The 20893-nt window shown below is 66.9% G+C and carries 20 protein-coding genes; 9 read left to right on the top strand and 11 right to left on the bottom strand.

The annotated features are described in order from the left end of the window. Window positions 1-23: 23 nt before the first annotated feature. Together mfd and U1872_RS14685 are read right to left on the bottom strand one after the other, a co-directional pair. Complete coding sequence (gene mfd / locus U1872_RS14690) at window positions 24-3587, bottom strand: transcription-repair coupling factor (protein WP_332793666.1); 3564 nt, start codon at window positions 3585-3587, stop codon at window positions 24-26. A gap of 147 nt (window positions 3588-3734) precedes the next feature. Beyond that, window positions 3735-4001 carry an FAD assembly factor SdhE gene (locus U1872_RS14685; RefSeq protein WP_332793665.1) on the bottom strand — a complete coding sequence of 89 codons (267 nt, stop codon included), beginning with the start codon at window positions 3999-4001 and terminating at the stop codon, window positions 3735-3737. 85 nt (window positions 4002-4086) lie between these two features. Between U1872_RS14685 and recG the strand changes: the two genes are divergently transcribed. Continuing rightward, window positions 4087-6147 (top strand): ATP-dependent DNA helicase RecG, encoded by a 2061-nt coding sequence (gene recG / locus U1872_RS14680; RefSeq protein ID WP_332793664.1) that lies wholly within the window; start codon window positions 4087-4089, stop codon window positions 6145-6147. Between the two features lie 5 nt (window positions 6148-6152). Here recG and U1872_RS14675 read toward each other — a convergent pair whose 3' ends face one another. From U1872_RS14675 to serS, 5 genes are all read right to left on the bottom strand, one after another. Next, complete coding sequence (locus U1872_RS14675) at window positions 6153-6446, bottom strand: PilZ domain-containing protein (protein ID WP_332793663.1); 294 nt, start codon at window positions 6444-6446, stop codon at window positions 6153-6155. A gap of 134 nt (window positions 6447-6580) precedes the next feature. Further along, entirely contained in the window at window positions 6581-7807 is a 1227-nt protein-coding gene (gene tyrS / locus U1872_RS14670; RefSeq protein WP_332793662.1) for a tyrosine--tRNA ligase, read from the bottom strand. 69 nt (window positions 7808-7876) lie between these two features. Next, a complete protein-coding gene (locus U1872_RS14665; protein WP_332793661.1) occupies window positions 7877-8995 on the bottom strand; it encodes a peptidoglycan DD-metalloendopeptidase family protein in 1119 nt (372 codons plus the stop codon). Window positions 8996-9020: 25 nt separating this feature from the next. Continuing rightward, window positions 9021-9785 (bottom strand): 5'/3'-nucleotidase SurE, encoded by a 765-nt coding sequence (gene surE, locus U1872_RS14660; protein WP_332793660.1) that lies wholly within the window; start codon window positions 9783-9785, stop codon window positions 9021-9023. A gap of 134 nt (window positions 9786-9919) precedes the next feature. Next, window positions 9920-11356: a serine--tRNA ligase gene (gene serS / locus U1872_RS14655; RefSeq protein ID WP_332793659.1), complete on the bottom strand. Its 1437-nt coding sequence runs from the start codon at window positions 11354-11356 to the stop codon at window positions 9920-9922. A 93-nt stretch (window positions 11357-11449) separates the two neighbouring features. On the opposite strand from serS, the gene U1872_RS14650 reads away from it, so the two are divergent. Beyond that, window positions 11450-11890 (top strand): host attachment family protein, encoded by a 441-nt coding sequence (locus U1872_RS14650; RefSeq protein ID WP_332793658.1) that lies wholly within the window; start codon window positions 11450-11452, stop codon window positions 11888-11890. Window positions 11891-11953: 63 nt separating this feature from the next. Here the strand turns inward: U1872_RS14650 and U1872_RS14645 are convergent, their stop codons facing one another. Further along, window positions 11954-12283, bottom strand: coding sequence for a hypothetical protein (locus tag U1872_RS14645; protein ID WP_332793657.1), 330 nt, complete (start codon window positions 12281-12283; stop codon window positions 11954-11956). On the opposite strand from U1872_RS14645, the gene U1872_RS14640 reads away from it, so the two are divergent. The 3 genes from U1872_RS14640 to U1872_RS14630 all read left to right on the top strand — a co-directional run bounded on the left by U1872_RS14640 (window position 12261) and on the right by U1872_RS14630 (window position 14345). After that, the gene (locus U1872_RS14640) at window positions 12261-13103 is read left to right on the top strand and encodes a hypothetical protein (protein WP_332793656.1); all 843 of its coding nucleotides are present in this window, start codon (window positions 12261-12263) and stop codon (window positions 13101-13103) included. The genes U1872_RS14645 and U1872_RS14640 overlap by 23 nt on opposite strands. 314 nt (window positions 13104-13417) lie before the next feature. Continuing rightward, window positions 13418-13882 (top strand): RNA polymerase-binding protein DksA, encoded by a 465-nt coding sequence (gene dksA / locus U1872_RS14635; RefSeq protein ID WP_332793655.1) that lies wholly within the window; start codon window positions 13418-13420, stop codon window positions 13880-13882. A gap of 82 nt (window positions 13883-13964) precedes the next feature. Further along, a complete protein-coding gene (locus tag U1872_RS14630; protein ID WP_332793654.1) occupies window positions 13965-14345 on the top strand; it encodes a PilZ domain-containing protein in 381 nt (126 codons plus the stop codon). A gap of 96 nt (window positions 14346-14441) precedes the next feature. Here the strand turns inward: U1872_RS14630 and U1872_RS14625 are convergent, their stop codons facing one another. Next, window positions 14442-14597, bottom strand: coding sequence for a YdcH family protein (locus U1872_RS14625; RefSeq protein WP_332793653.1), 156 nt, complete (start codon window positions 14595-14597; stop codon window positions 14442-14444). Window positions 14598-14772: 175 nt separating this feature from the next. Here U1872_RS14625 and U1872_RS14620 point away from each other — a divergent pair, with 175 nt between their 5' ends. Beyond that, window positions 14773-14970 (top strand): YdcH family protein, encoded by a 198-nt coding sequence (locus tag U1872_RS14620; RefSeq protein ID WP_332793652.1) that lies wholly within the window; start codon window positions 14773-14775, stop codon window positions 14968-14970. A gap of 115 nt (window positions 14971-15085) precedes the next feature. Further along, window positions 15086-15523 (top strand): DUF1465 family protein, encoded by a 438-nt coding sequence (locus U1872_RS14615; RefSeq protein WP_332793651.1) that lies wholly within the window; start codon window positions 15086-15088, stop codon window positions 15521-15523. 1 nt (window position 15524) lies between these two features. Here the strand turns inward: U1872_RS14615 and U1872_RS14610 are convergent, their stop codons facing one another. Further along, complete coding sequence (locus U1872_RS14610) at window positions 15525-16484, bottom strand: NAD(P)H-dependent flavin oxidoreductase (RefSeq protein ID WP_332793650.1); 960 nt, start codon at window positions 16482-16484, stop codon at window positions 15525-15527. 105 nt (window positions 16485-16589) lie between these two features. On the opposite strand from U1872_RS14610, the gene U1872_RS14605 reads away from it, so the two are divergent. Beyond that, the gene (locus tag U1872_RS14605) at window positions 16590-19181 is read left to right on the top strand and encodes a M1 family metallopeptidase (protein ID WP_332793649.1); all 2592 of its coding nucleotides are present in this window, start codon (window positions 16590-16592) and stop codon (window positions 19179-19181) included. 39 nt (window positions 19182-19220) lie between these two features. Here the strand turns inward: U1872_RS14605 and U1872_RS14600 are convergent, their stop codons facing one another. Beyond that, entirely contained in the window at window positions 19221-19745 is a 525-nt protein-coding gene (locus U1872_RS14600) for a gamma carbonic anhydrase family protein (protein ID WP_332793648.1), read from the bottom strand. 186 nt (window positions 19746-19931) lie between these two features. On the opposite strand from U1872_RS14600, the gene U1872_RS14595 reads away from it, so the two are divergent. Beyond that, the gene (locus U1872_RS14595; RefSeq protein ID WP_332793647.1) at window positions 19932-20312 is read left to right on the top strand and encodes a hypothetical protein; all 381 of its coding nucleotides are present in this window, start codon (window positions 19932-19934) and stop codon (window positions 20310-20312) included. Window positions 20313-20893: the final 581 nt, after the last annotated feature.

Here is a 20893-nt window from a genome sequence, read left to right as displayed (position 1 = left end):
GAATGGGGAGGGCGCGCGGCGCCTTACCCCGCCGCCTTCGCCAACCCCTTCGACAGCTGCAGCGCGCCGTGCAGCCGCGCCTTGGGATCGCCCCAGGTGCGCGTCACCACCAGCTTGCTGTCGGGCCGCAGTCGCGCGACGCCGTCGAGCTTGGCGACCCATGCCAGCAGCCCTTCCACATTCGGCGGCTTGTCGTCGAAGAAGCTGACCAGCGCACCCTTCGGGCCGACGTCCATCTTGGACACGCACGCCTTCTTGGCATTCATCTTGATCTCGATGATGCGGATGAGGTTCTCGGTCGGCGCGGGGAGCTTGCCGAAGCGGTCGATCATTTCCGCGGCGAACGCCTCGACCTGGTTCTGGTCTTCGAGATCGTTGAGGCGGCGATACAGCCCCATGCGCAGGTCGAGATCGGGAACATATTCCTCGGGGATGAGGATCGGCGCGTCGACGGTGATCTGCGGCGAGAAGTCCTTCGGGCGCAGGCGCTGGCCGCCAGCCTTGGCGTCCATGATCGCCTCTTCGAGCATCGACTGGTAGAGCTCGAAGCCGACCTCCTTGATATGCCCCGATTGCTCGTCGCCGAGCAGATTGCCCGCACCACGCTGGTCGAGATCGTGGCTGGCGAGCTGGAAGCCCGCGCCGAGCGTATCGAGATCGCTCAGCACCTTGAGCCGCTTCTCGGCGGTCTGGCTCAGCGTGCGGTTCTCGGGCGTGGTGAGATAGGCGTACGCCCGCGTCTTGGCGCGCCCGACGCGGCCGCGCAGCTGGTAGAGCTGGGCGAGGCCGAAGCGGTCGGCGCGGTGGATGATCATCGTATTGGCGCTCGGAATGTCGAGCCCGCTCTCGACGATCGTGGTCGATATCAGCACTTCGAACTTCTTGTCGTAGAAGGCCGACATCCGTTCCTCGACCTCGCTCGGCGCCATCTGGCCGTGCGCGACGACGTAGCGCACCTCGGGAACGTGATCGCGCATGAACGCCTCGATCTCGGGCAGATCGGCGATACGGGGCGTCACGAAGAAGCTCTGCCCGCCGCGATAATGTTCGCGCAGCAGCGCTTCGCGCAGCACGACCGGGTCCCACGGCATGATATAGGTGCGCACCGCAAGGCGATCGACCGGCGGGGTCTGGATCACCGAGAGCTCGCGGATGCCCGACATCGCCATCTGCAGCGTGCGCGGGATCGGCGTGGCGGTGAGCGTGAGGACGTGGACGTCGGTCTTGAGGCCCTTGAGCCGCTCCTTGTGGGTGACGCCGAAGCGCTGCTCCTCGTCGACCACGACAAGGCCGAGCCGCTTGAACTCGATCCCCTTGGCGAGGATCGCGTGCGTGCCGATCACGACGTCGATCGTGCCGTCGGCGAGGCCGGCCTTGGTCGCCTTGGCCTCGGCGCCGGGAACGAGCCGCGACAGCCGGCCGACGTTGAGCGGGAAGCCTTCGAAGCGCGCGGTGAAATTGTTGAAATGCTGGCGGGCGAGGAGGGTGGTCGGGCAGACCACCGCGACCTGCAGCCCGGCCATCGCCGCGGCGAACGCGCCACGCAGCGCGACCTCGGTCTTGCCGAAGCCGACGTCGCCGACGACGAGCCGGTCCATCGGCGTGCCCTTGAGCAGATCGCCCATCACGTCCTCGATCGCGCGATCCTGGTCGTCGGTTTCCTCATACGGGAAGCGGTCGACGAAGGCGGCATAGCCGCTGTCGCGGTCGATCGTCTCGGCGGGGCGGAGCGCGCGCTCGGCGGCGGTGGCGATGAGCTCGCCCGCGATTTCGCGGATCCGCTCCTTCATCTTCGACTTGCGGCGCTGCCACGCTTCTCCGCCGAGGCGATCGAGGCTCGCGCCTTCGCTGTCCGAGCCGTAGCGGCTGAGGACTTCGAGATTCTCGACGGGGACGAAGAGCTTGTCGCCGCCGGCATAGGTGAGGGCGACGCAGTCGTGCGGGGCCTGGCCGACGGGGATCGAGGTCAGGCCTTCATAGCGGCCGATGCCGTGGTCGGCATGGACGACGAGATCGCCGGGGGTGAGCATCGCCAGTTCGGCGAGAAAGGCGTCGGCGGATTTCTTGCGCTTCGCGCGGCGGACGAGACGGTCGCCGAGCATGTCCTGCTCGGTGAGGAGCGCGACCTGCGGGCTGGAGAAGCCGTGGTCGAGCGGGAGGATGATGAGTGCGACCGTCGCACCGTGTCCTCCCCTCCCTGAAAGGGAGGGGCTGGGGGTGGGTCGGCCCGTAGGAGAGGCGGTGCCCTTTTCAGAGCGACCCACCCCCGACCCCTCCCTTCCAGGGAGGGGAGAGGATGCGCCGAGCGCCTCCTGCCAGGTATCAACGAGCTTGAGGTTGTCCGCCCCATGATCCTTGAGCAACCCCGCCAACCGCTCGCGCGCGCCCGCCGAATAGCTCGCCAGCACCGCCTTGCGCCCATCGCGCTCGAGCGTGCGCAGATGATGCACCACCGCCTCGTAGACGTTCGCGCCGTTCGCGCGCTCGGCGCCGAAATCACGCGGGCCGTCGACGCCGAAGTCGAGCACGGTGGCGCTCTCGGGCTCGTGGAATGCGGTGATGCGGTGCGCCGGGGCCTCGTCGAGCCGCGCCGCAAAATCCTTGGCCGTCAGATACAGCGAATCGACCGGTAGCGGGCGATAGCTGCCGGGGTCGCTGACCTGCGCCTTTACCCGGTTGGCGTGATAATCGGTGATGGCCTCGAACCGCTGCTCGGCCGCCGCGACCGAGCCCGCGTCGCGCAGGATGACGGCATCATCGCCGAGATGGTCGAACAAGGTCGTGAGCTTGTCCTCGAACAGCGGGAGCCAATGCTCCATCCCGGCGAGCCGACGCCCTTCCGAAATCGCCTGGTAGAGCGGATCGCCCGTCGCGGTCGCGCCGAAGCGTTCGCGGTAGCGCGCGCGGAAGCGCTTGATGCTGTCTTCGTCGATCAGCGTTTCCGACGCCGGCAGCAGGACGAAGCCATCGACGCGGCCCGTCGTGCGCTGGTCGGCGGGGTCGAAGGTGCGCACGCTCTCGATCTCGTCGCCGAAGAAATCGAGTCGCAGCGCGTGCTCTTCACCGCTTGGGAACAGATCGACCAAGCCGCCACGCACCGCGAACTCGCCGGAGTCTGCCACCGTCTCGACGCGGACATAGCCGTTCGCCTGGAGCTGCGCGGCGAGCTTGTCGCGGCCGATCCGCTCCTTTGGCGCAAGCTTGGCGACGAGCTGGCGGATGCGGAATGGCGTCAGCGTGCGCTGCGCGACCGCGTTGACGGTGGTGAGCAGGAGCTGCGGGCCCTTGATCGGCTGCTGCAGCCGGCGGAGCGTCGCCATGCGCTCGGCCATCACCCGCAGCGTGGGCGAGGCGCGATCGTACGGGAGGCAGTCCCACGCGGGGAAGGTGAGGATCTCGAGCTCGGGCGCGAAGGTCTGCGCGGTCGCGGCGATGGCGCGCATCGCGGCTTCGTCGGGCGCGACGAACACCGCGCGCGATTTCGCGGCGCGCGCGAGGTCGGCGAGCAGCCATGGCTCGAACCCGGTGGGGACACCGGCGAGGGTCAGCGGGGTCTTGGCGGTGAGGATCGTGTTGAGGTTTGGCATTCTTCTGACTTTCTCCCTCTCCCCGCTTGTGGGGAGAGGGTCGGGAAGAGGGGCAGTATCAAGAGCTGCCGTCCGAGTGACCGCCCCTCTCCCGCGCTTCGGCTTCGCCTCGCTTGCCCTCTCCCCGCAAGCGGGGAGAGGGAGAACTTACTCCGCGATCGGCACGTAGTTGAGCGTCTGGAGCGCCTCGAGGATCGACCCGCGATACCGCTCGGGGCACGTATCGGTCCCGATCGCCCACGCCATGATATCGACGTCCTGCTCCTCGAGCAGATCCTCGACCAGCGTGATCTCGGCATCGTCCCAGCCGCCCGAGCGCGCATCGAAGAAGCCGCCGATCAGCAGGTCGGCTTCCTTGGTGCCGCGGTGCCAGGCACGGAAGCGCAGGCGTTTCAGGCGGGTTTCGCGGTCCATGCTTCGTCCAAACACAAATGCCCGGCACCGACCGACAGCGACGCTGGCGGCGGAAGCCGGGTGGGGGTAGAGGACCCAGATAGTCATGCGACCCGATATCCTCAATCCATTGTTCGCCGAAGTCACGGCGCTGAAGGGCATCGGCCCGACGCTCGCCAAGCCGCTCGAGCGGCTCGGCCTTGCGCGCGTGGTCGACGTCGCCTTCCATCTGCCGACCGGCTGGGTCGATCGCCTGGCGCGCGAGGAGCTCGACATGGCCGATGCCGGGCGGGTGATCGCAATCACGCTGACCGCGCAATCGTACCGCTCGAGCGCCGGGCGCGGGCCGACGCGCGTCCATGCGACCGATGCGCTCGGCAACGTGGTGAGCCTCGTCTATTTCGGCGGCAATTCGGGCTGGGCGAAGAAATTGCTGCCGGTCGGCGAGCCGCGCCGCGTGTCGGGCCGGCTCGAAATGTACGGGCAGGATCTGCAGATGGTCCATCCCGACTATGTCCTGCCGCTCGAAGAAGCCGGCGACACGCCCGAGCGCGAGGCGATCTATCCGCTGTCGGAGGGGATGACCTCGAAGCGGCTCGGCCAGCTCGCCGCACAGGCGGTCGAGCGCGCGCCCGACCTGACCGAATGGATCGAGCCTGGCTTGCTCGCCAAGCAGCAATGGCCCGCCTGGCGCGAGGCGCTCGCGCGCATCCATGCCGATCCGTCCGACGCGATGGCGCGCGAGCGGCTGGCGTATGACGAAATCTTCGCCAACCAGCTCGCCTTGATGCTGGTGCGGCAATCGTCGCGCGCGCGGCGGGGGCGGGCGCTCGCGGGGACGGGCAAGCTGCGTGATGCGTTGCGGCTGCCGTACGACCTGACCGGCGCGCAGGCGCGCACCGTGCGTGAGATCGAGGGTGACCTTGCCCAGCCGCAACCGATGCTGCGCTTGCTCCAGGGCGATGTCGGCTCGGGCAAGACGCTCGTCGCGACGCTGGCGATGCTCGTCGCGGTCGAGGCCGGCGCGCAGGCGGCGTTGCTCGCGCCGACCGAGATCCTCGCGCGCCAGCATTACGAATCGCTCCGCCGTACGCTCGCCGGGCTGCCGGTCGAGGTCGCGGTGCTGACCGGGCGCGACAAGGGCAAGGTGCGCGAGGCGACGCTGATGGGGCTCGCGGCGGGGACGATCGACATATTGATCGGCACGCACGCGATCTTCCAGGAGGCGGTCGCCTACAAAGATCTCGGCCTCGTCGTGGTCGACGAGCAGCACCGCTTTGGCGTCGCGCAGCGGATGATGCTTCAGGCCAAGGCCAAGGCCGCGCCGCATTTGCTCGCGATGACCGCCACGCCGATTCCGCGCACGCTGACGCTCGCCAATTATGGCGGGATGGATGTCAGCCAGTTGGACGAGATGCCGCCCGGCCGCCAGCCGATCGAGACACGCGTCATTTCCGAAGACCGCCTCGCCGATGTCGTCGATGCGCTCGGCCGGCATCTGTCGGATGAGGGGCAGGCCTATTGGGTCTGCCCGTTGGTCGAGGAAAGCGAGAAGAGCGACATGGCCGCCGCCGAGGCGCGCGCCGAGACGCTGCGCGCGCGCTTCGGCGACCGCGTCGGGCTGGTCCACGGCAAGATGAAGCCCGCCGAGAAGGACGCCGTGATGAGCGCGTTCTCGGCCGGGCAGCTCGGCGTGTTGGTCGCGACGACGGTGATCGAGGTCGGGGTCGACGTGCCCAATGCGACGCTGATCGTGATCGAACATGCCGATCGCTTCGGGCTCGCGCAGCTCCACCAGCTGCGCGGGCGCGTCGGGCGCGGGTCGGGGAAATCGAACTGTCTGCTGATCCGCGGCGGGTCGCTTAGCGAAACCTCGCGGGCGCGGCTGGCGCTGATGCGCGAGACGACCGACGGGTTCCGCATCGCCGAGGAGGATCTGCGCTTACGCGGGGCAGGGGAGTTGCTCGGCACCCGGCAATCGGGCGAGGCGGGCTTTCGGCTGGCGACGCCCGACATGCTGATGACGCTGCTCCCCGTCGCGACCGACGATGCGCGGCTGCTGATCGACCGCGACGGCGGGCTCGAGGGTGCGCGCGGGCAGGCGGCGCGCACCGCGCTGTATCTCTTCGAGCGCGACGCCGGGGTGGCGTTGTTGCGGTCGGGCTGAGCTGCTTACAGCGGCTTAAGCAGCGTCGCGAGCAACTCGTAATAGTCGGCGAGGGGGATCGGACCATCGAACTCGCAGCCGATTCTTCCGCCGAGCGACCAGCGAATCTCGGCGACGAGGACGCCGACGATCGGTAGCGTCACGCGCATCCGGTCTCCTACCGCATAGGGCAGGTCGGCACGCGCCATCAGTCCCGCCGCCGACAGGTTGACGATCAACAGTGTTACCTGTCGTGCGTCTGGCCCGAACGCCCGCGCACGATAGTGGACTTCGTCTCGAACCAGCGAACGACTGTCCACCGGCGTTAATCCCAATGCCTTACCCATCACTTACCCTTTTGCCGGGACAGGATGACGCTACGGCCATGGGTGTGAAGTAGGACGCAACGAACCCGCTTAATGCGGAGTTACTTCGTAAAATCCGTATACTTTCTTCAGCTCCGGACGAGCAGGCCGTGATTTTTCTTGCCAGCGGCGATCCGTACCGGCTCGTCGCCGACCGTCACGATCATCGCCTCGTCGCTGACCTTGTCGGCACCGACGCGCGCGCCGCCGCCCTTGATCAGCCGCTTCGCCTCGCCCTTCGAGGCCGCGAAGCCCAGGCCGATCAGCGCATCGACGATGCCGATGTCGCCGGCCACGGTGAAGGTCGGCAGCGAGCCGCCGGCAGCGCCCTCCTCGAAGGTCCGCCGCGCAGTCTCGGCCGACTCGATCGCCGCGGCTTCACCCCGGCACATCGTCGTTGCGGCATTGGCGAGCACGATCTTGGCGGCGTTGATCTCAGCGCCCTCGAGCGCTTCGAGCCGGGCGATCTCGTCGAGCGGCAGGTCGGTGAACAGCCGCAGGAAGCGCCCGACGTCGCGATCGTCGGTATTCCGCCAGAATTGCCAGTAATCGTAATGCGGCAGCTGGTCCTCGTGGAGCCACACCGCGCCCGACATGGTCTTGCCCATCTTCCCGCCGTCGGCGGTGGTGATCAGCGGGGTGGTGATGCCGAACACCTCGGTCGAGTCCATCCGCCGCGCGAGCTCGATGCCGTTGACGATATTGCCCCACTGGTCCGATCCGCCCATCTGCAGCCGGCACCCGGCGCGGCGCGACAGTTCGAGGAAGTCGTACGCCTGCAGGATCATGTAGTTGAATTCGAGGAACGACAGCGACTGCTCGCGGTCGAGCCGCAGCTTGACCGAATCGAAGCCGAGCATCCGGTTGACCGAGAAATGCTGGCCGACGTCGCGCAGGAAGGGGATGTATTCGAGCTTGTCGAGCCATTCGGCATTGTCGAGCATGACCGCGTCCGACGGCCCGTCCCCAAAGGTCAGGAAGCGTTCGAAGATCCGGCGGATCGAGGAGACGTTGTGCGCGATCCCGTCATGGTCGAGCAGCTTGCGCGCTTCGTCCTTGAAGCTCGGGTCGCCGATCTTGCCGGTGCCGCCGCCCATCAGCACGATCGGCTTGTGCCCCGCCTGCTGGAGCCGGCGCAGCAGCATGATCTGCACCAGGCTGCCGACGTGGAGCGACGGCGCGGTCGGATCGAAGCCGATATAGCCGGGCACGACCTGCTTCGCCGCAAGCGCATCGAGCGCCGCCGCGTCGGTCGTCTGGTGGATGTAGCCGCGTTCCGACAGGAGGCGGAGGAGATCGGATCTGTGCTCGGTCATGATGGCGGACACCTAACGGAGAACAGGCCGGCTTGTCATCCCCGCGCGGGGCATGCGCGGCGCCGGGCTTCACATCGCGGGCAATTGCCGTTGCGGATCGACCGGGCTGCGGCCCTTGCGCATCTCGAAATGCACCTCGGGCCGGCTCGCCGATCCGGAATCGCCCGACAGCGCGATCGTCTGGCCGCGCTTGACCGCCTGGCCGCGGCGGACGAGCAGTTGGCTGGCATTGCCGTAGACCGTCGCCCAACTCGCGCCATGCTTGACGATCACCAGCCCACCGAGCGTCGGTACGCCGCTGCCGGCATACGCGACCACCCCGTCGGCCGAGGCGAGGATCGGCGTGCCGAGCGGCACCGCGATGTTGACGCCGTTGAACTTCTCGCCCGACGCGCCGGGGCCGAAGCGGGTGATGATCCGCCCGCGCACCGGCCAGTCGAAGCCGCTGGTCAGCCGCGTCGGCTCGGCGAGCGCCTGGGTCGAGGCCAGCACGCGGCGCGGCGAGGCGGCGGCGCGGACCGGGCGCTCGTCCGCGGCGAGCGCCGGCTCGCTGCCGGTCACGAGATCGTCGATGTCGAGGCGGAAGGCCGCCGCGCGCTCGGCAGCGGTGCTGCTGCCGGTGGTGCCGGGGATCAGCACGCGCATGCCGACCCGCAGCGTGTAGGGCTCGCGCAAATCGTTGGCGGAAATGATCCGCGACCAGTCGACGGCGTAAGCGCGGGCGATCGCGATCCCGGTCTGCCCGGCGCGGACGAGATGGTAGCGCCCACCGGGGATCGTCAGCCGCTGGCCGCTGCGCACGACGAACGGCGGCGCGAGTTCATTGGCCCGCGCAATCGCTTCGGAGCCGGAACCGGTGCGATCGGCGATGGCACGAAGCGTGTCGCCCGGGCGGACGACGTAGCTGGTCGCCGGGACCGTTGGGGCGTCGGGGCTGACCGGGCGGGCCTGCCAGGCGGGTGGGGGCGCGGGCAAGGCGGAGACGCCTTCGTCAATCCGGCGGGGTTCGTAGCGCTCGACGGGCGCAGTATAACGGTCGTCGCGGCGCGGGGCATCGCGCGGCGGATCGTCATAGCGGTCGCGCGGCGGGCGATAGCCGCCATCGGGACGATCGGGGTTGGGGATGCAGGCGGTCAGCATCGTCAGCAACAGCGTCGCCGCCAAGCTGATGTCTCTGCGATGCCCCATCCTCAGCCCCTCCTGCTGCCCACCCCTAGGCGTATAGAGCGTTAAGCATAGCAACTGACGGCTGATGTGTCAGGTCGAGATGCAGCGGCGTCACTGCGACGAAGCCGTCGGCAACCGCCTCGAGATCGGTCGCATGCGCCGGCGTCTCGACCGTGCCGGCGAGCGCGAACCAGTGATATTCGTAGCCGCGCGGATCGCGATTGGTGACGATCTGCAGCCGGCCATAGTCGCGCAGGCCCTGCTGCGCGACCCGAACGCCCTTCACCGCATCGGCGGCGACCGCGGGAAAGTTGACGTTGATCAGCGTGCGCGGCGCGAGCGGCGCGTCGATCAGCGGCCGCAGCACGCGCTCGCCCCAGGCGGCGGCGGTGTCGAACGGCACGGCGTCGCCCATCCCCTGCTTGTCATAGACCTGGCTCAGCGCGATCGAGCGCACGCCCGCCAGCGCACCCTCCATCGCCGCCGAGACGGTACCCGAATAGGTCACGTCCTCGGCGAGGTTGGCACCGCGATTGACCCCCGACAGGATCAGGTCGGGCTTGTGCTCGTGCAGGATCCTGGCGAGCGCCATCATCACCGCGTCGGTCGGCGTGCCGGCGACCGCAAAGCGCTTCTCGCCATGCTGGCGGACGCGGATCGGGCGGGTGAGCGTCAGCGAATGGCCCGCCCCCGATTGCTCCTCGGCCGGCGCGACGATCCACACGTCGTCGGACAGCGTTGCGGCGATCGTTTCGAGCACCTTGAGGCCGGGCGCGTGATAGCCGTCGTCGTTGGTGAGCAGGATGCGCATCGGATGTCTTTCAAATTCTAACCAACCCCCGTTCGCCCTGAGCCTGTCGAAGGGCTGCGTGCCACACGGTACGGTGTGTGGGCGGCGAGCAGTGCTTCGACAGGCTCAGCACGAACGGAAAGGAGGGCAGGGTGTCAGGCCTTTGGCTCCAGCCGCGTCACACTGCCCATGTACGGTAGCAGCGCCTCCGGCACCGTGACGCTGCCGTCCGGATTCTGGTAGTTTTCCAGCACCGCGACGAGCGTCCGCCCGACCGCGAGCCCCGAGCCGTTGAGCGTGTGGACGAACTCGGTCTTCTTTTCACCCGCTACGCGGTAGCGCGTGTTCATCCGCCGCGCCTGGAACGCGCCGGTGTTCGAGCAGGAGCTGATCTCGCGATACGCGTTCTGGCCCGGCAGCCAGACCTCGAGGTCGTAGGTCTTGCGCGCGCCGAAGCCCATGTCGCCGGTGCACAGCAACAGCTTGCGATAGGGCAGGTTCAGGCGTTCGAGGATCGTCTCGGCGGAGCGGACCATGCGCTGGTGCTCGGTCTCGCTGTCCTCGGGGCGCACGACGCTGACGAGCTCGCATTTCTCGAACTGATGCTGGCGGATGAAGCCGCGGGTGTCGCGCCCGGCTGCGCCCGCTTCGGAGCGGAAGCACAGCGTCAGCGCGGTGAGGCGCAGCGGGAGCACGCTTTCGTCGAGCAGTTCGCCCATGACACTGGCAGTGAGCGAGACTTCGCTGGTTGGAATGAGCCAACGACGCGAGTAAGATGTTCCTTCCGAATTCGTCTTGAGAACTCTGGCGACAGTTTTCCGCTTCACTTTTTCCAGATCTGCAGCAGAAAGCTCAGGGTATTCGCGATATAAGTTAGCCATCGCGTGCTCGACCTGCTCGTCAACCCAGTCACGGTTGATGTTAAGAGTAGTCTTAAAGCTGTCCTCGGCAAACTTCGGCAGCTTGTCGGTGCCGTACATCGCCTCGTCCTTGACGAGCACGGGCGGGTTGCATTCCTCATAGCCATGCTCGCGCGTCTGGACGTCGAGCATGAACTGGCCGAGCGCGCGGTGCAGACGCGCCATATCTCCGCGCAGGAAGGTGAAACGCGCACCCGAGAGCCGCGCGCCGGTTTCGAAATCCATCCCGAGCTCAGGCGCGAGATCGGCATGTTCGCGCGGCGTGAAGTCGAAGGTGCGGGGCGTTCCCCAGCGGGCGACCTCGACATTGTCTTCTTCGCCTGCGCCGTGCGGCACGTCGTCGGCGGGCAGGTTGGGGATGATGTCCAGTGCGGCCTTCAACTGTGCCGCGACATCCTTTTCCTCGGCCTCGACCGCGGGCATCCGCTCCTTGATCGCCGCGACCTCGGCCATCAGGCTCGCGGCGGTGGCGTCGTCCTTCTTGGCCTTCGCCGCGCCGATCGCCTTCGACGCCTCGTTGCGGCGCGCCTGGCCGGTCTGCGCCTCGGTGATCAGCGCGCGAAGCCGCTCGTCCAGCGCGACGAGTCCGGCGGCGAGGGGCGACAGGCCGCGCCGGGCCAGCGCGGCGTCGAAGGCGGCAGGGTTTTCGCGGATCGAACGGATGTCATGCATGGTCGCAGGCTATGCCCAGCCTGCCGCATGCGCGCAACCCAAGCCGCGCGCGGGCGTTCGCAAAGGATCGACAACCATAAGAGGTGCTCGCTCATGCAGATTTCCCACAACGCCGTCGTGCTCGTCGCGGATGGCCGCAAGTCGTTGTTCTTGCGCAACGAGGGCGATGCGACGCACCCCAATCTCGTCGTCGAGCGCGCGGTCGAGCAGAACAATCCGAGCGACGGCGAGCAGAAGACCGATCATGCCGGTCGCTCGTCGTCGAGCGTCGGCGGCGGCCACAATTCGATGGCCGAGGTCGACTTCCACCAGCAGGAGGAAGATCGCTTCGCGGCGGACACCGCGGCCGTGCTCAAGAAGCGCGCATTGGCGAACGATTATGAGTCGCTGATCATCGTCGCGCCGCCGCGTACGCTCGGCGAATTGCGCAAGCATTATCACAGCGAGGTGAGTGCGCGGCTGACCGGCGAGCTCGACAAGGACCTGACCGGTCATCCGATCGACCAGATCGAAAAGGCGCTCCAGGCGGCCTGAATCGAAACGGGCTCCCGCCAAGATTGGAGGGAGCCCGTCTTGTCGTCGTGCGTCGACCGAGGATCAGACCGGAACGGCGGCGCCCTTGGTGAAGCGCTTGCGTGCCACCAGCGCTGCTGCGGCGGCGCCGAACAGCAAGATCATGGGCGGTGCCGGGACCGGCGTGGGCGGACCGTCCGGGTCGCCCGGGACGCAGCCGGCGCCGCAGCTCGAGCTGCCATAGCTGCTGCTGCCGTGGTTCCAGCCGCTCGATCCCCAGCCGTGGCTGCTCGATCCGTAGCTGCTCGAGCTGGCTGACGATGCGCTGCTGCTGCTGGCCGAACTGGTCGAACTTGCCGACGAGACGTTGCCGCTCGACGCCGAAGAGACGTTGCCGCTGGACGAGGACGACACGTTGCCGCTCGATGCCGACGAGGATGACACGTCGCCGCTGCTGCCGCCCGACGCCGACGAAACGTTGCCGCTCGACGAGGAGCCGCCGGTCGAGGATGTGCTCGAGACCGTCGCACCGCCGGTGCTGGTCGAGGAGCCGCCACTGCCGCCCGACGACGAGGTGCTGCTGACGGCACCGCTCGACGAAGTGCTCGACACGGCGCCGCTCGAGGTCGAGGAACCGCCGGTCGAGGTCGATCCGCCGCTGGTCGAGGAACTGGTCGACGATCCGCCCGACGAGACGTTGACGATCGTTCCGCTGCTCGTGCCGCCGGTCGAGGTCGACGAGATGCTGATGTTGCCGCCGCCACCGCCGCCGCCGCCACCAAAGAAGCCGCCCGAGAAGAAACCGCCACCGCCGCCGAAGCCGCCGCCGATGACTGCGAGGCCGCCACTGCCGCCGCCCGACGAGCCGCTGAATGCGGGCGGGGGAAGCGGGATCGGCGCGCCTTGTGAGGTCACCACCACGACCTGCGGCGCAGCTGCGGTGCGCGTCGTCGTCACCACGCGACGAACGCGGGCGCCGGTACGGCTGCGCGGTACGACGGTCGCGACCGTGGTGCGCCGGACGATGCGCTTGGTCGTCTTGTGGACATACGCCGCGCGAGCCCGCGCCGTGTCGGCAACGTGGACCGCGCCACCGCCGACGATCGCGCCGCCACATGCACAGGCACAAAGTTTCGCCAAGGCCATCCGCACCGACATGATGTCACTTTCCTATTGCCGCCGCCGGACTAGTCACCGGTTTCCGGGTTGTAGCCGACGTGTTGCTTTGCACTAAATGCCGAACAAGGCGTTAAGGGCAAGCTTGTTAACCCTGCTTTGCCGCCACTTCCAGCGTTTCGATACGAGCATCCCGCGCTCAGCGTGGATAATGTTTCGCTTCGGGACAGAATGACCGAGTTCCTTGCTCCACCGCGCGTGACTGGTCGGTCCGAAAGATCGGCTATCGTATACGCTTCACGATCTTTGCAGGGATTGCATCGGATTGCTTGTGGAGCATCAAGGGCATGGCTATAGGCGCGCTCGACGCAAGTTAACCCGGGGGCGGACCCGCGGTGCGCAAGGCACCGCGCGGCCGTGGGAGAAAATGGGATGGCGACAGTCTTGAACCGAGTGGATGACTCCGAAAAGTTCGTAGTGCCGCAGGTCGGCGGTGACGACGGCTATCGACCCAGCGCAGACGAGGAGTTCATGAACCCCCGTCAGCAAAACTATTTCCGGACGAAGTTGCAGGGCTGGAAGGATTCGATCCTGCGCGAGGCGGCCGGTACGCTGTCGCAATTGCAGGTCGACACGCTGCGCGAGGCCGACCTGACCGATCGCGCGTCGAGCGAGACCGACTGGTCGATCGAGCTGCGCACCCGTGACCGGCAGCGCAAGCTGATCTCGAAGATCGAGGCGGCGATGCGGCGGATCGACGAGGGCGAATATGGCTATTGCGAAGTGACCGGCGAGCCGATTTCGCTCGCCCGGCTCGAGGCGCGCCCGATCGCGACGATGACGGTCGAGGCGCAGGAGCGCCACGAGCGGCACGAAAAGATCTCACGCGAAGATTGATCGGGCCTCTGTCTTAAGACCTCCTGCACCATTTTCGGCTATCGAGGAGGTCCTAAAACGGAGGTTGATCTAGACTCGCGCGATGGAACAGTTTTCGCAGGACCCTTTCGACTCGGAGAGCGAGGACGGGCAGCATAACCGTCAGGACTCTCGCGACAGCCTGTTTCTGACGGCCGATTTTCGGCTGGAGGGACAGCGGGCGGTCCGGCCGCTGCGCGTTCGCAACCTTTCCTCGGGCGGCCTGATGGCGGAGTGTCCCGAGGACCTGCCGCAGGGTGTCCGGGTGGAATTCGACGTTCGCGGCGTCGGATGGGTACCGGGCCAGGTGGCGTGGTGCACAGCCGGGCGAATCGGCGTTGCGTTCGACCGACAGATCGACCCGATGCTCGCGCGCAAGCCGGTCGGCCAGGGCAAGCAAACGCCGGTGTTCGTAAAACCCATTTTCCCGCGCGAGCAGCGCTGATCACAGCGCCAAATGCGGTGCCGGCGTGGTGCTCGACCATCGTCGGCCTGCCCGCCGCGATGGGCCCGGGCACCTTTGCCCGAGCCCTTGGCGCGATCAGATTTGCGCCAATTCCTGCTTGATCCGGAGTTTCTGCTTCTTGAGCGCGGCGAGGGTCACGGCGTCGGGCAGCGGACGCTGCGTTTCGGTCGCGATCTGCTGATCGAGGACTGCATGCTTGGCCGCCAGGGCCGAGTGATGCGCGGTCTGCATGGGATGCGTACCTCCTTCATATGCTGCTTGGGGGAGGGCTATAAAACCACGCTCGCGGTGAATTGTCTCCTGCCGAAATCACACGTTCGCGACGCGCGCACCGATTCGCGCGACCGGGCGATTTTATCCGTGTTTGGTGGCGCCGATTTGCTATGGCGGCCCAAAGGGGAAGCGAGTGGACGACAGCCTTATCGCCAAGCGGCTCGAGGTCTTGCGCGTCGAGCACCGCGATCTTGATTCCGCCATCGCCGCGCTACTGTCCGGAGCGTCGGCCGACCAGCTCCAGCTCGCGCGCTTCAAGAAGCGCAAGCTGCGGTTACGCGATGAGATCGTGATGCTCGAGGACCAGATGATTCCCGACATCATCGCGTGACGCCGAAACCGTTCCAAAGTGGGACGATCTGAGGAAATTCAGCCGCGCGGCTCTGTCGCGTGCGGCGTGTTTATGACAGGGATGCGGGATGTGGCGACCCTATTCCGATTCACGTATGACACGACGCGTCATCGACACGCTCTACATCGATGCCATGCTGCTCGCCGACGAGACCCGCAGTTATTTTGACGAGGGCGGACGTGTCGAACGCGAGGCGCTCGACCCGATCGCACGGGTCGCGTTCAGCTGCGAGTCGCTCAAGGTTACGACGCGGCTGATGCACATCATTGCATGGCTGCTGACCCAGCGCGCGGTCGATGCCGGCGAGATGGGCCCGGGCGATGCGCTGGATCCGTCGCGGCGGCTCGGCGCGGCGCCCGTCAGCGACCATAGCGCACTCGCGCAAATGCCCGAGACGGCGCGCACGCTGATCACGGCGAGCATCGACCTGCATCGCCGGGTCGCCATGCTCGATCAGGCGCAGGCCGAGCGGATTTCGACGTTCGACAGCCCGGTCCGCTCGTTGCACCAGCGCCTGGCGCTCGCCTTCTAGGCTAAAGCTTCAACCGCGCCCGCGCCGCGCGATATTGCGCTTCGAGCCGGTCGACCATCGCCGCGACGGGCTCGACCCGGTCGATCACGCCGATGCCCTGGCCCGATCCCCAGATTTCCTTCCATGCCTTTGGCTTGGCGCCATTGCCGGTGCCGAAGTCCATCGTCTTGAGATCGCCCTCGGGCAGCGCATCGGGGTCCATCCCGGCAGCGACGATCGAGGCGCGCAGATAGTTGCCGTGCACGCCGGTGAACAGGTTCGAATAGACGATGTCGGCAGCCTTGCCCTCGACGATGCCCTGCTTGTACGCCGACTCGGCATTGGCCTCGACCGATGCGATGAAGGGCGACCCGATATAGCCGAAGTCGGCGCCCATCGCCTGCGCCGCGAGCACCGCGTCGCCGGTCGCGATCGAGCCCGACAGCGCGAGTGGCCCGTCGAACCACTGGCGGATTTCCTGGATGATCGCGAAGGGCGACAGCCGTCCGGCATGCCCGCCCGCACCGGCGGCGACCGCGATCAGCCCGTCGGCACCCTTTTCGATCGCCTTGCGCGCAAAGCGGTCGTCGATCACGTCGTGCAGCGTGATCCCGCCCCAGCTGTGCACCGCGGTGTTGAGATCCTCGCGCGCGCCGAGCGAGGTGATCACGATCGGCACCTGCCATTTGGCGCAGGTCGCGAGATCGGCTTCGAGTCGTTCGTTCGAGCGGTGGACGATCTGGTTGACCGCGAACGGCGCAGCCGGCCGCTCGGGATGGTCGCGGTTATGTGCCGCCAGTTCCTCGGTGATGCGGTGGAGCCATTCGTCGAGCATCGCCTGCGGTCGCGCGTTGAGCGCGGGGAAGGATCCGACGATCCCCGCCTTGCACTGCGCGATCACCAGTTCGGGACCGGAGATGATGAACAGCGGCGAGCCGATGACGGGAAGCCGCAGCGACGAGAGGAGGGGCGGAGTGCTCATGTCCGTTTCATAGCGCAACCGAAAGGACTGTCCAGCATGCTGGATTTGCCACGCACGACGAAAGGGTTATGGCGGCCTGTATCTGTTTGTTTCCGGAGTAACCAAGTGAAGCTTAGCCTTGCCGCCGCCCTGTTGCTCGGAACCGCGACTCCGGCCTTCGCCGCGGGACAGTTGCCGGAGGGCATCGCCCCGGTCTCCTACGACATCACCGTCCGGCCCGATGCCAAGGCGATGACCTTCTCGGGCGAAGAGACCGTCACGATCGCCGTCGCCCGCGCGACCAGGACGATCGTCCTCGACGCTGCCGATCTCAAGATTTCCCGCGCGATGGTCGATGGCGCCGCCGTCCCGTTCGCGATCGATGCGACCAAGCAGCAATTGACGCTGACGCTGCCGAGCGCGCTCGCGGCGGGGCAGCACCGCGTCCAGTTCGCCTGGACGGGGACGATCAACACGTCGGCGGCCGGCCTGTTCGCGATCGATTACGGCAATCCCGACGGCTCGTCGTCGCGGATGCTGGTCACGCAGTTCGAAGCGCCCGACGCGCGCCGCTTCGCGCCGATGTGGGACGAACCCGGCCTGAAGGCGACCTTCCGCCTCAGCGCGGTCGCGCCCGGCGACCAGAGCGCTTTCTCCAACATGCCCGTCGCCAGCATGACCAAGCAGGGCGACGGCACCAAGCTGTATCATTTCGCCGAGACGCCCAAGATGTCGAGCTACCTGCTCTTCCTCGGCATGGGCGATGTCGAGCGCAAGACGGTGATGGCGGGCAAGACCGAGATCGGCGTCATCACGCGCCGCGGCGTCGTCGACCAGGGCGATTACGCGCTCGAATCGGCCAAGCGCCTGCTGACCTATTACAACGACTATTTCGGCCAGCCCTACCCGCTGCCCAAGCTCGACATGATCGCCGGCCCGGGCTCGAGCCAGTTCTTCGGCGCGATGGAGAATTGGGGGGCGATCTTCTATTTCGAGCCCGAATTGCTCTACGACCAGAAGCGCGCGACGCAGAGCGGCAAGCAGCGCATCTACACCGTCGTCGCGCATGAGATGGCGCATCAGTGGTTCGGCGATCTCGTCACGATGAAGTGGTGGGACGATCTCTGGCTCAACGAAGGCTTCGCCTCGTGGATGGAGAACAAGTCGAGCGTCGATCTCAACCCCGACTGGTTCGCCGGCGCGACCGCGGTGGCGCAGGATCGCGAGGGCGCGCTGCAGGTCGACGCGACCGCCGCGACGCATCCGATCATCCGCCATGTCGAGACGGTCGACCAGATTGGCGAAGCGTTCGACGGGATCACCTATTCGAAGGGGCAGGCGGTCATCGGCATGATGGAGTCGACGCTCGGCCCCGACGTGTTCCGCGACGGCATCCGCCGCTACATGGCGAAGTACAAGTACGGGAACACCACGACCGACCAGCTGTGGGCCGAACTGTCGGCCGCCGCGGGCAAGCCCGTCGCCGACGTCGCGCACGACTTCACGCTGCAGGCCGGCGTCCCGCTGGTGACGATGACCGGCGCACGCTGCGTCGGCGGCGCGACGCAGGTGACGCTGACGCAGGGGCGCTTCGGTTACGACGCGACCGCCAAGCAGGCGCAGACCTGGCGCGTGCCGCTGACGCTCGGCATGGTCGGCCAGCCGGTCACACGCGCGACGATCCGCGGCGCCAAGCCGACGACGGTCAGCGTGCCCGGGTGCGGCACGCTCGTGCTCAATCGCGACAAGGGCAGCTATGCGCGGGTGCTGTACAGCCAGCCGGCGCATGACGCGATCGTGCGCGACTTCGCCTCGCTCGCGCTGACCGACCAGCTCGGCACGCTCGGCGACGATTTCGCGCTGGCAAAGGGCGGCAACCAGAAGCTCGACCGCTATTTTGCCGACATCGCCGCGGTCGGCCCCGATGCAAATCCGCTGCTGTGGCAGACGATCGCCGGGCAATTGTCCGATCTCGAAGGACGCCTCCCCAAGGGCGCGGCCAAGCAGGCGATGCGCGCGCGGATCATCGCGACGCTGGCGCCGGCGATGCAGCGCGTCGGGTTGAAGGCCGAGAAGGCCGAGTCACCGCTCGTCGCGACGCTGCGCGAGACGCTGATCGCGGTACTGGGCGACGCGGGCGATCCGGCAACCGTCGCCAAGGCGCGTGCCTATGGCGCGGCGCTGGCAACCAACTCCGAGGCGATCCCGGCGGCGATCCGCCAGCCGATCCTTGGCACCTATGCGACCAATGCCACGCCGGCCGAATGGGATGCCTTGCTGCGTCTGACGCTCGCCGAGAAGAACCCGGTGGTGAAGAACGGCTATGTCCGGCTGCTCGGTGCCGCCGACGACGATGCGCTGGCGCAGCGCGCGCTCGACCTGCTGACCACCGACCGCTTCACCGCGCCGCAAAAGGCGAGCCTGTTGAAGTCGATTGCCCGCGGCCATCCCGACATGGCGTTCGGCTTCGCGGTGGCGCATCTGCCGCTGGTCAACACGCTGGTCGAGACGAGCACGCGTGCGGGCTTCGTCGCGAGCCTCGGCGCCGGGTCGGACGATCCCGCGATGCCGGCGAAGATCACCGCCTTTGCCACCGACAATCTGCCGCCCGCGGCGCGCGGCGGCGCCAAGGCGACGGTCGCGTCGATGGCGGCACGGCGGATGGTCAACGCGCGGATCCGCGGCGACATCGCCGCCTGGGCGACGCGCGCCCGCTGAGCCTGCGCTGCCTCCCCCGCATGGCGCGGGGGAGGGGGCTCAGTCGATCCGCTTGAGCCCGGCGGCATATTTGCGGCCGTTGGCGACATAATGCTCGGCCGATACACGCAACATCGCCTGCGCCGCGTCGTCGAGCGTCCGCACCGCGCGTGCAGGCGAGCCGACGATCAGGCTGCCGGGGGGGAATATCTTGCCCTCGGTGACCAGCGCGCCCGCGCCGACGATCGATCCCTCGCCGATCTCGGCACGGTTGAGCACGATCGCTCCCATCCCGATCAGCACCCGGTCACCGATCGTGCAGCCGTGCAGGATCGCGTGATGCCCGATCGTGCAGTCCGCGCCGATCGTGAGCGGGGCTCCCGGGTCCGAATGGCACATCGCCCCTTCCTGGACGTTGCTGCGCGCGCCGACGACGATCGGCGTGTTGTCGCCGCGCAGTACCGCGCCGAACCAGATGCTGACGTCGTCGTGTAGCTGGACGTCGCCGATCAGCTCGGCGCTCGGCGCGATCCAGGTGGCGTCGCCCAGCGTGGGGCGAAGTCCGTCGATTTCATACAGCGGCATGGCGGTCCTTTTCTGTCGTCCCCCCATCGTGCGCACCAATGCGCCGGGTCGGCAAGATGCACGCGGATTTGCACGGTCGGTTCCACACCTTGATCGGTGTCAAGTAGAGATAAAGAAGTGCCTTTTGGCGGATCTGAGCTCGCATCCGTGTCGTTGGAGAGCCATTGCAACAGTGAGGAAGTGAGCATGGCTATCAAGTTCGCCGGGACGACCAACGCGCTCAATCGCGGCATCGCGTCGACCAAGCCCGACAAGGGCGCCGACCTGATCGAGGATTGGGAAGCTGCCCTGGCAGAGATCGACACGCCCGGCGCCAAGGGCATCCTCCGTGACCTCGGATCGCTGCGCAAGCAGCTCGAGCGCGCCGAGCCCGACGCCGACCGCATCCATGCGCTGCTCCACCGTCTCGGTGTCGCGACGACGCGGATCGCCGACAAGGCCGAGACCAACCAGGAAAAGCTCAAGACACTGGGCGAGGCGCTGACCGAAGCGGGCGAGGATCAGCCCGACGAGGAAGAGGATGTCGCCGCAGCGGCCGCCCCCAAGCGCGCGCGCGCCAAGGCATGATGGGACGGGGCAGGGGGAGCCTGCCCCGACTCGGTCAAGCCGGCGGGACGCGCTGAGCGACTCACGCCTGGCGCGGCCCACCCAACCGTAGGTTCGATCAGATCCGTGGAGATCCGAGGATTTGTGCGGGTTTGACGCGCAATTGAAAGAAAAGTGCAAAAAAGGGTTTGACCGAATCAAGGGTGGGACCTAGAGGGGTGCCACCGCAGCGACGGACCACACGGTTCGCTTCTGCAGTCACCAAATTGTCGGCGCCGAGGGGCTCTTTGAAAGAAGGGCATTTCCTTAGCGTCGGTATTTTGCGCTCTTTGACATTGTCGGTTTAGATGAAGGGACATGTGGGCGGCGGCTCCGGGTCCAACGTTTTCAAGGCGTTGGTAATTCGGTTAAAGCTAAGTCGTTCTCATATGTCCTTCACGTATCCATACGTAATGGACGTTTCATTCGGCTTTGGCTGGGTGAGGCGTCTGAAAGATATTGTGCAGAGCGGCTCCTTGAGATGAGCGAGATTATCGTGGAATTCCACTGCGATGATTTTGTGACATAAACTTGAGAGTTTGATCATGGCTCAGAATGAACGC

The organism is Parasphingomonas frigoris (genome assembly GCF_036663815.1).
Classification (GTDB): Bacteria; Pseudomonadota; Alphaproteobacteria; order Sphingomonadales; family Sphingomonadaceae; genus Sphingomonas.
Note: the sequence above shows the minus strand (reverse complement) of the source record. Positions and strands in the feature narration are given on the sequence as shown.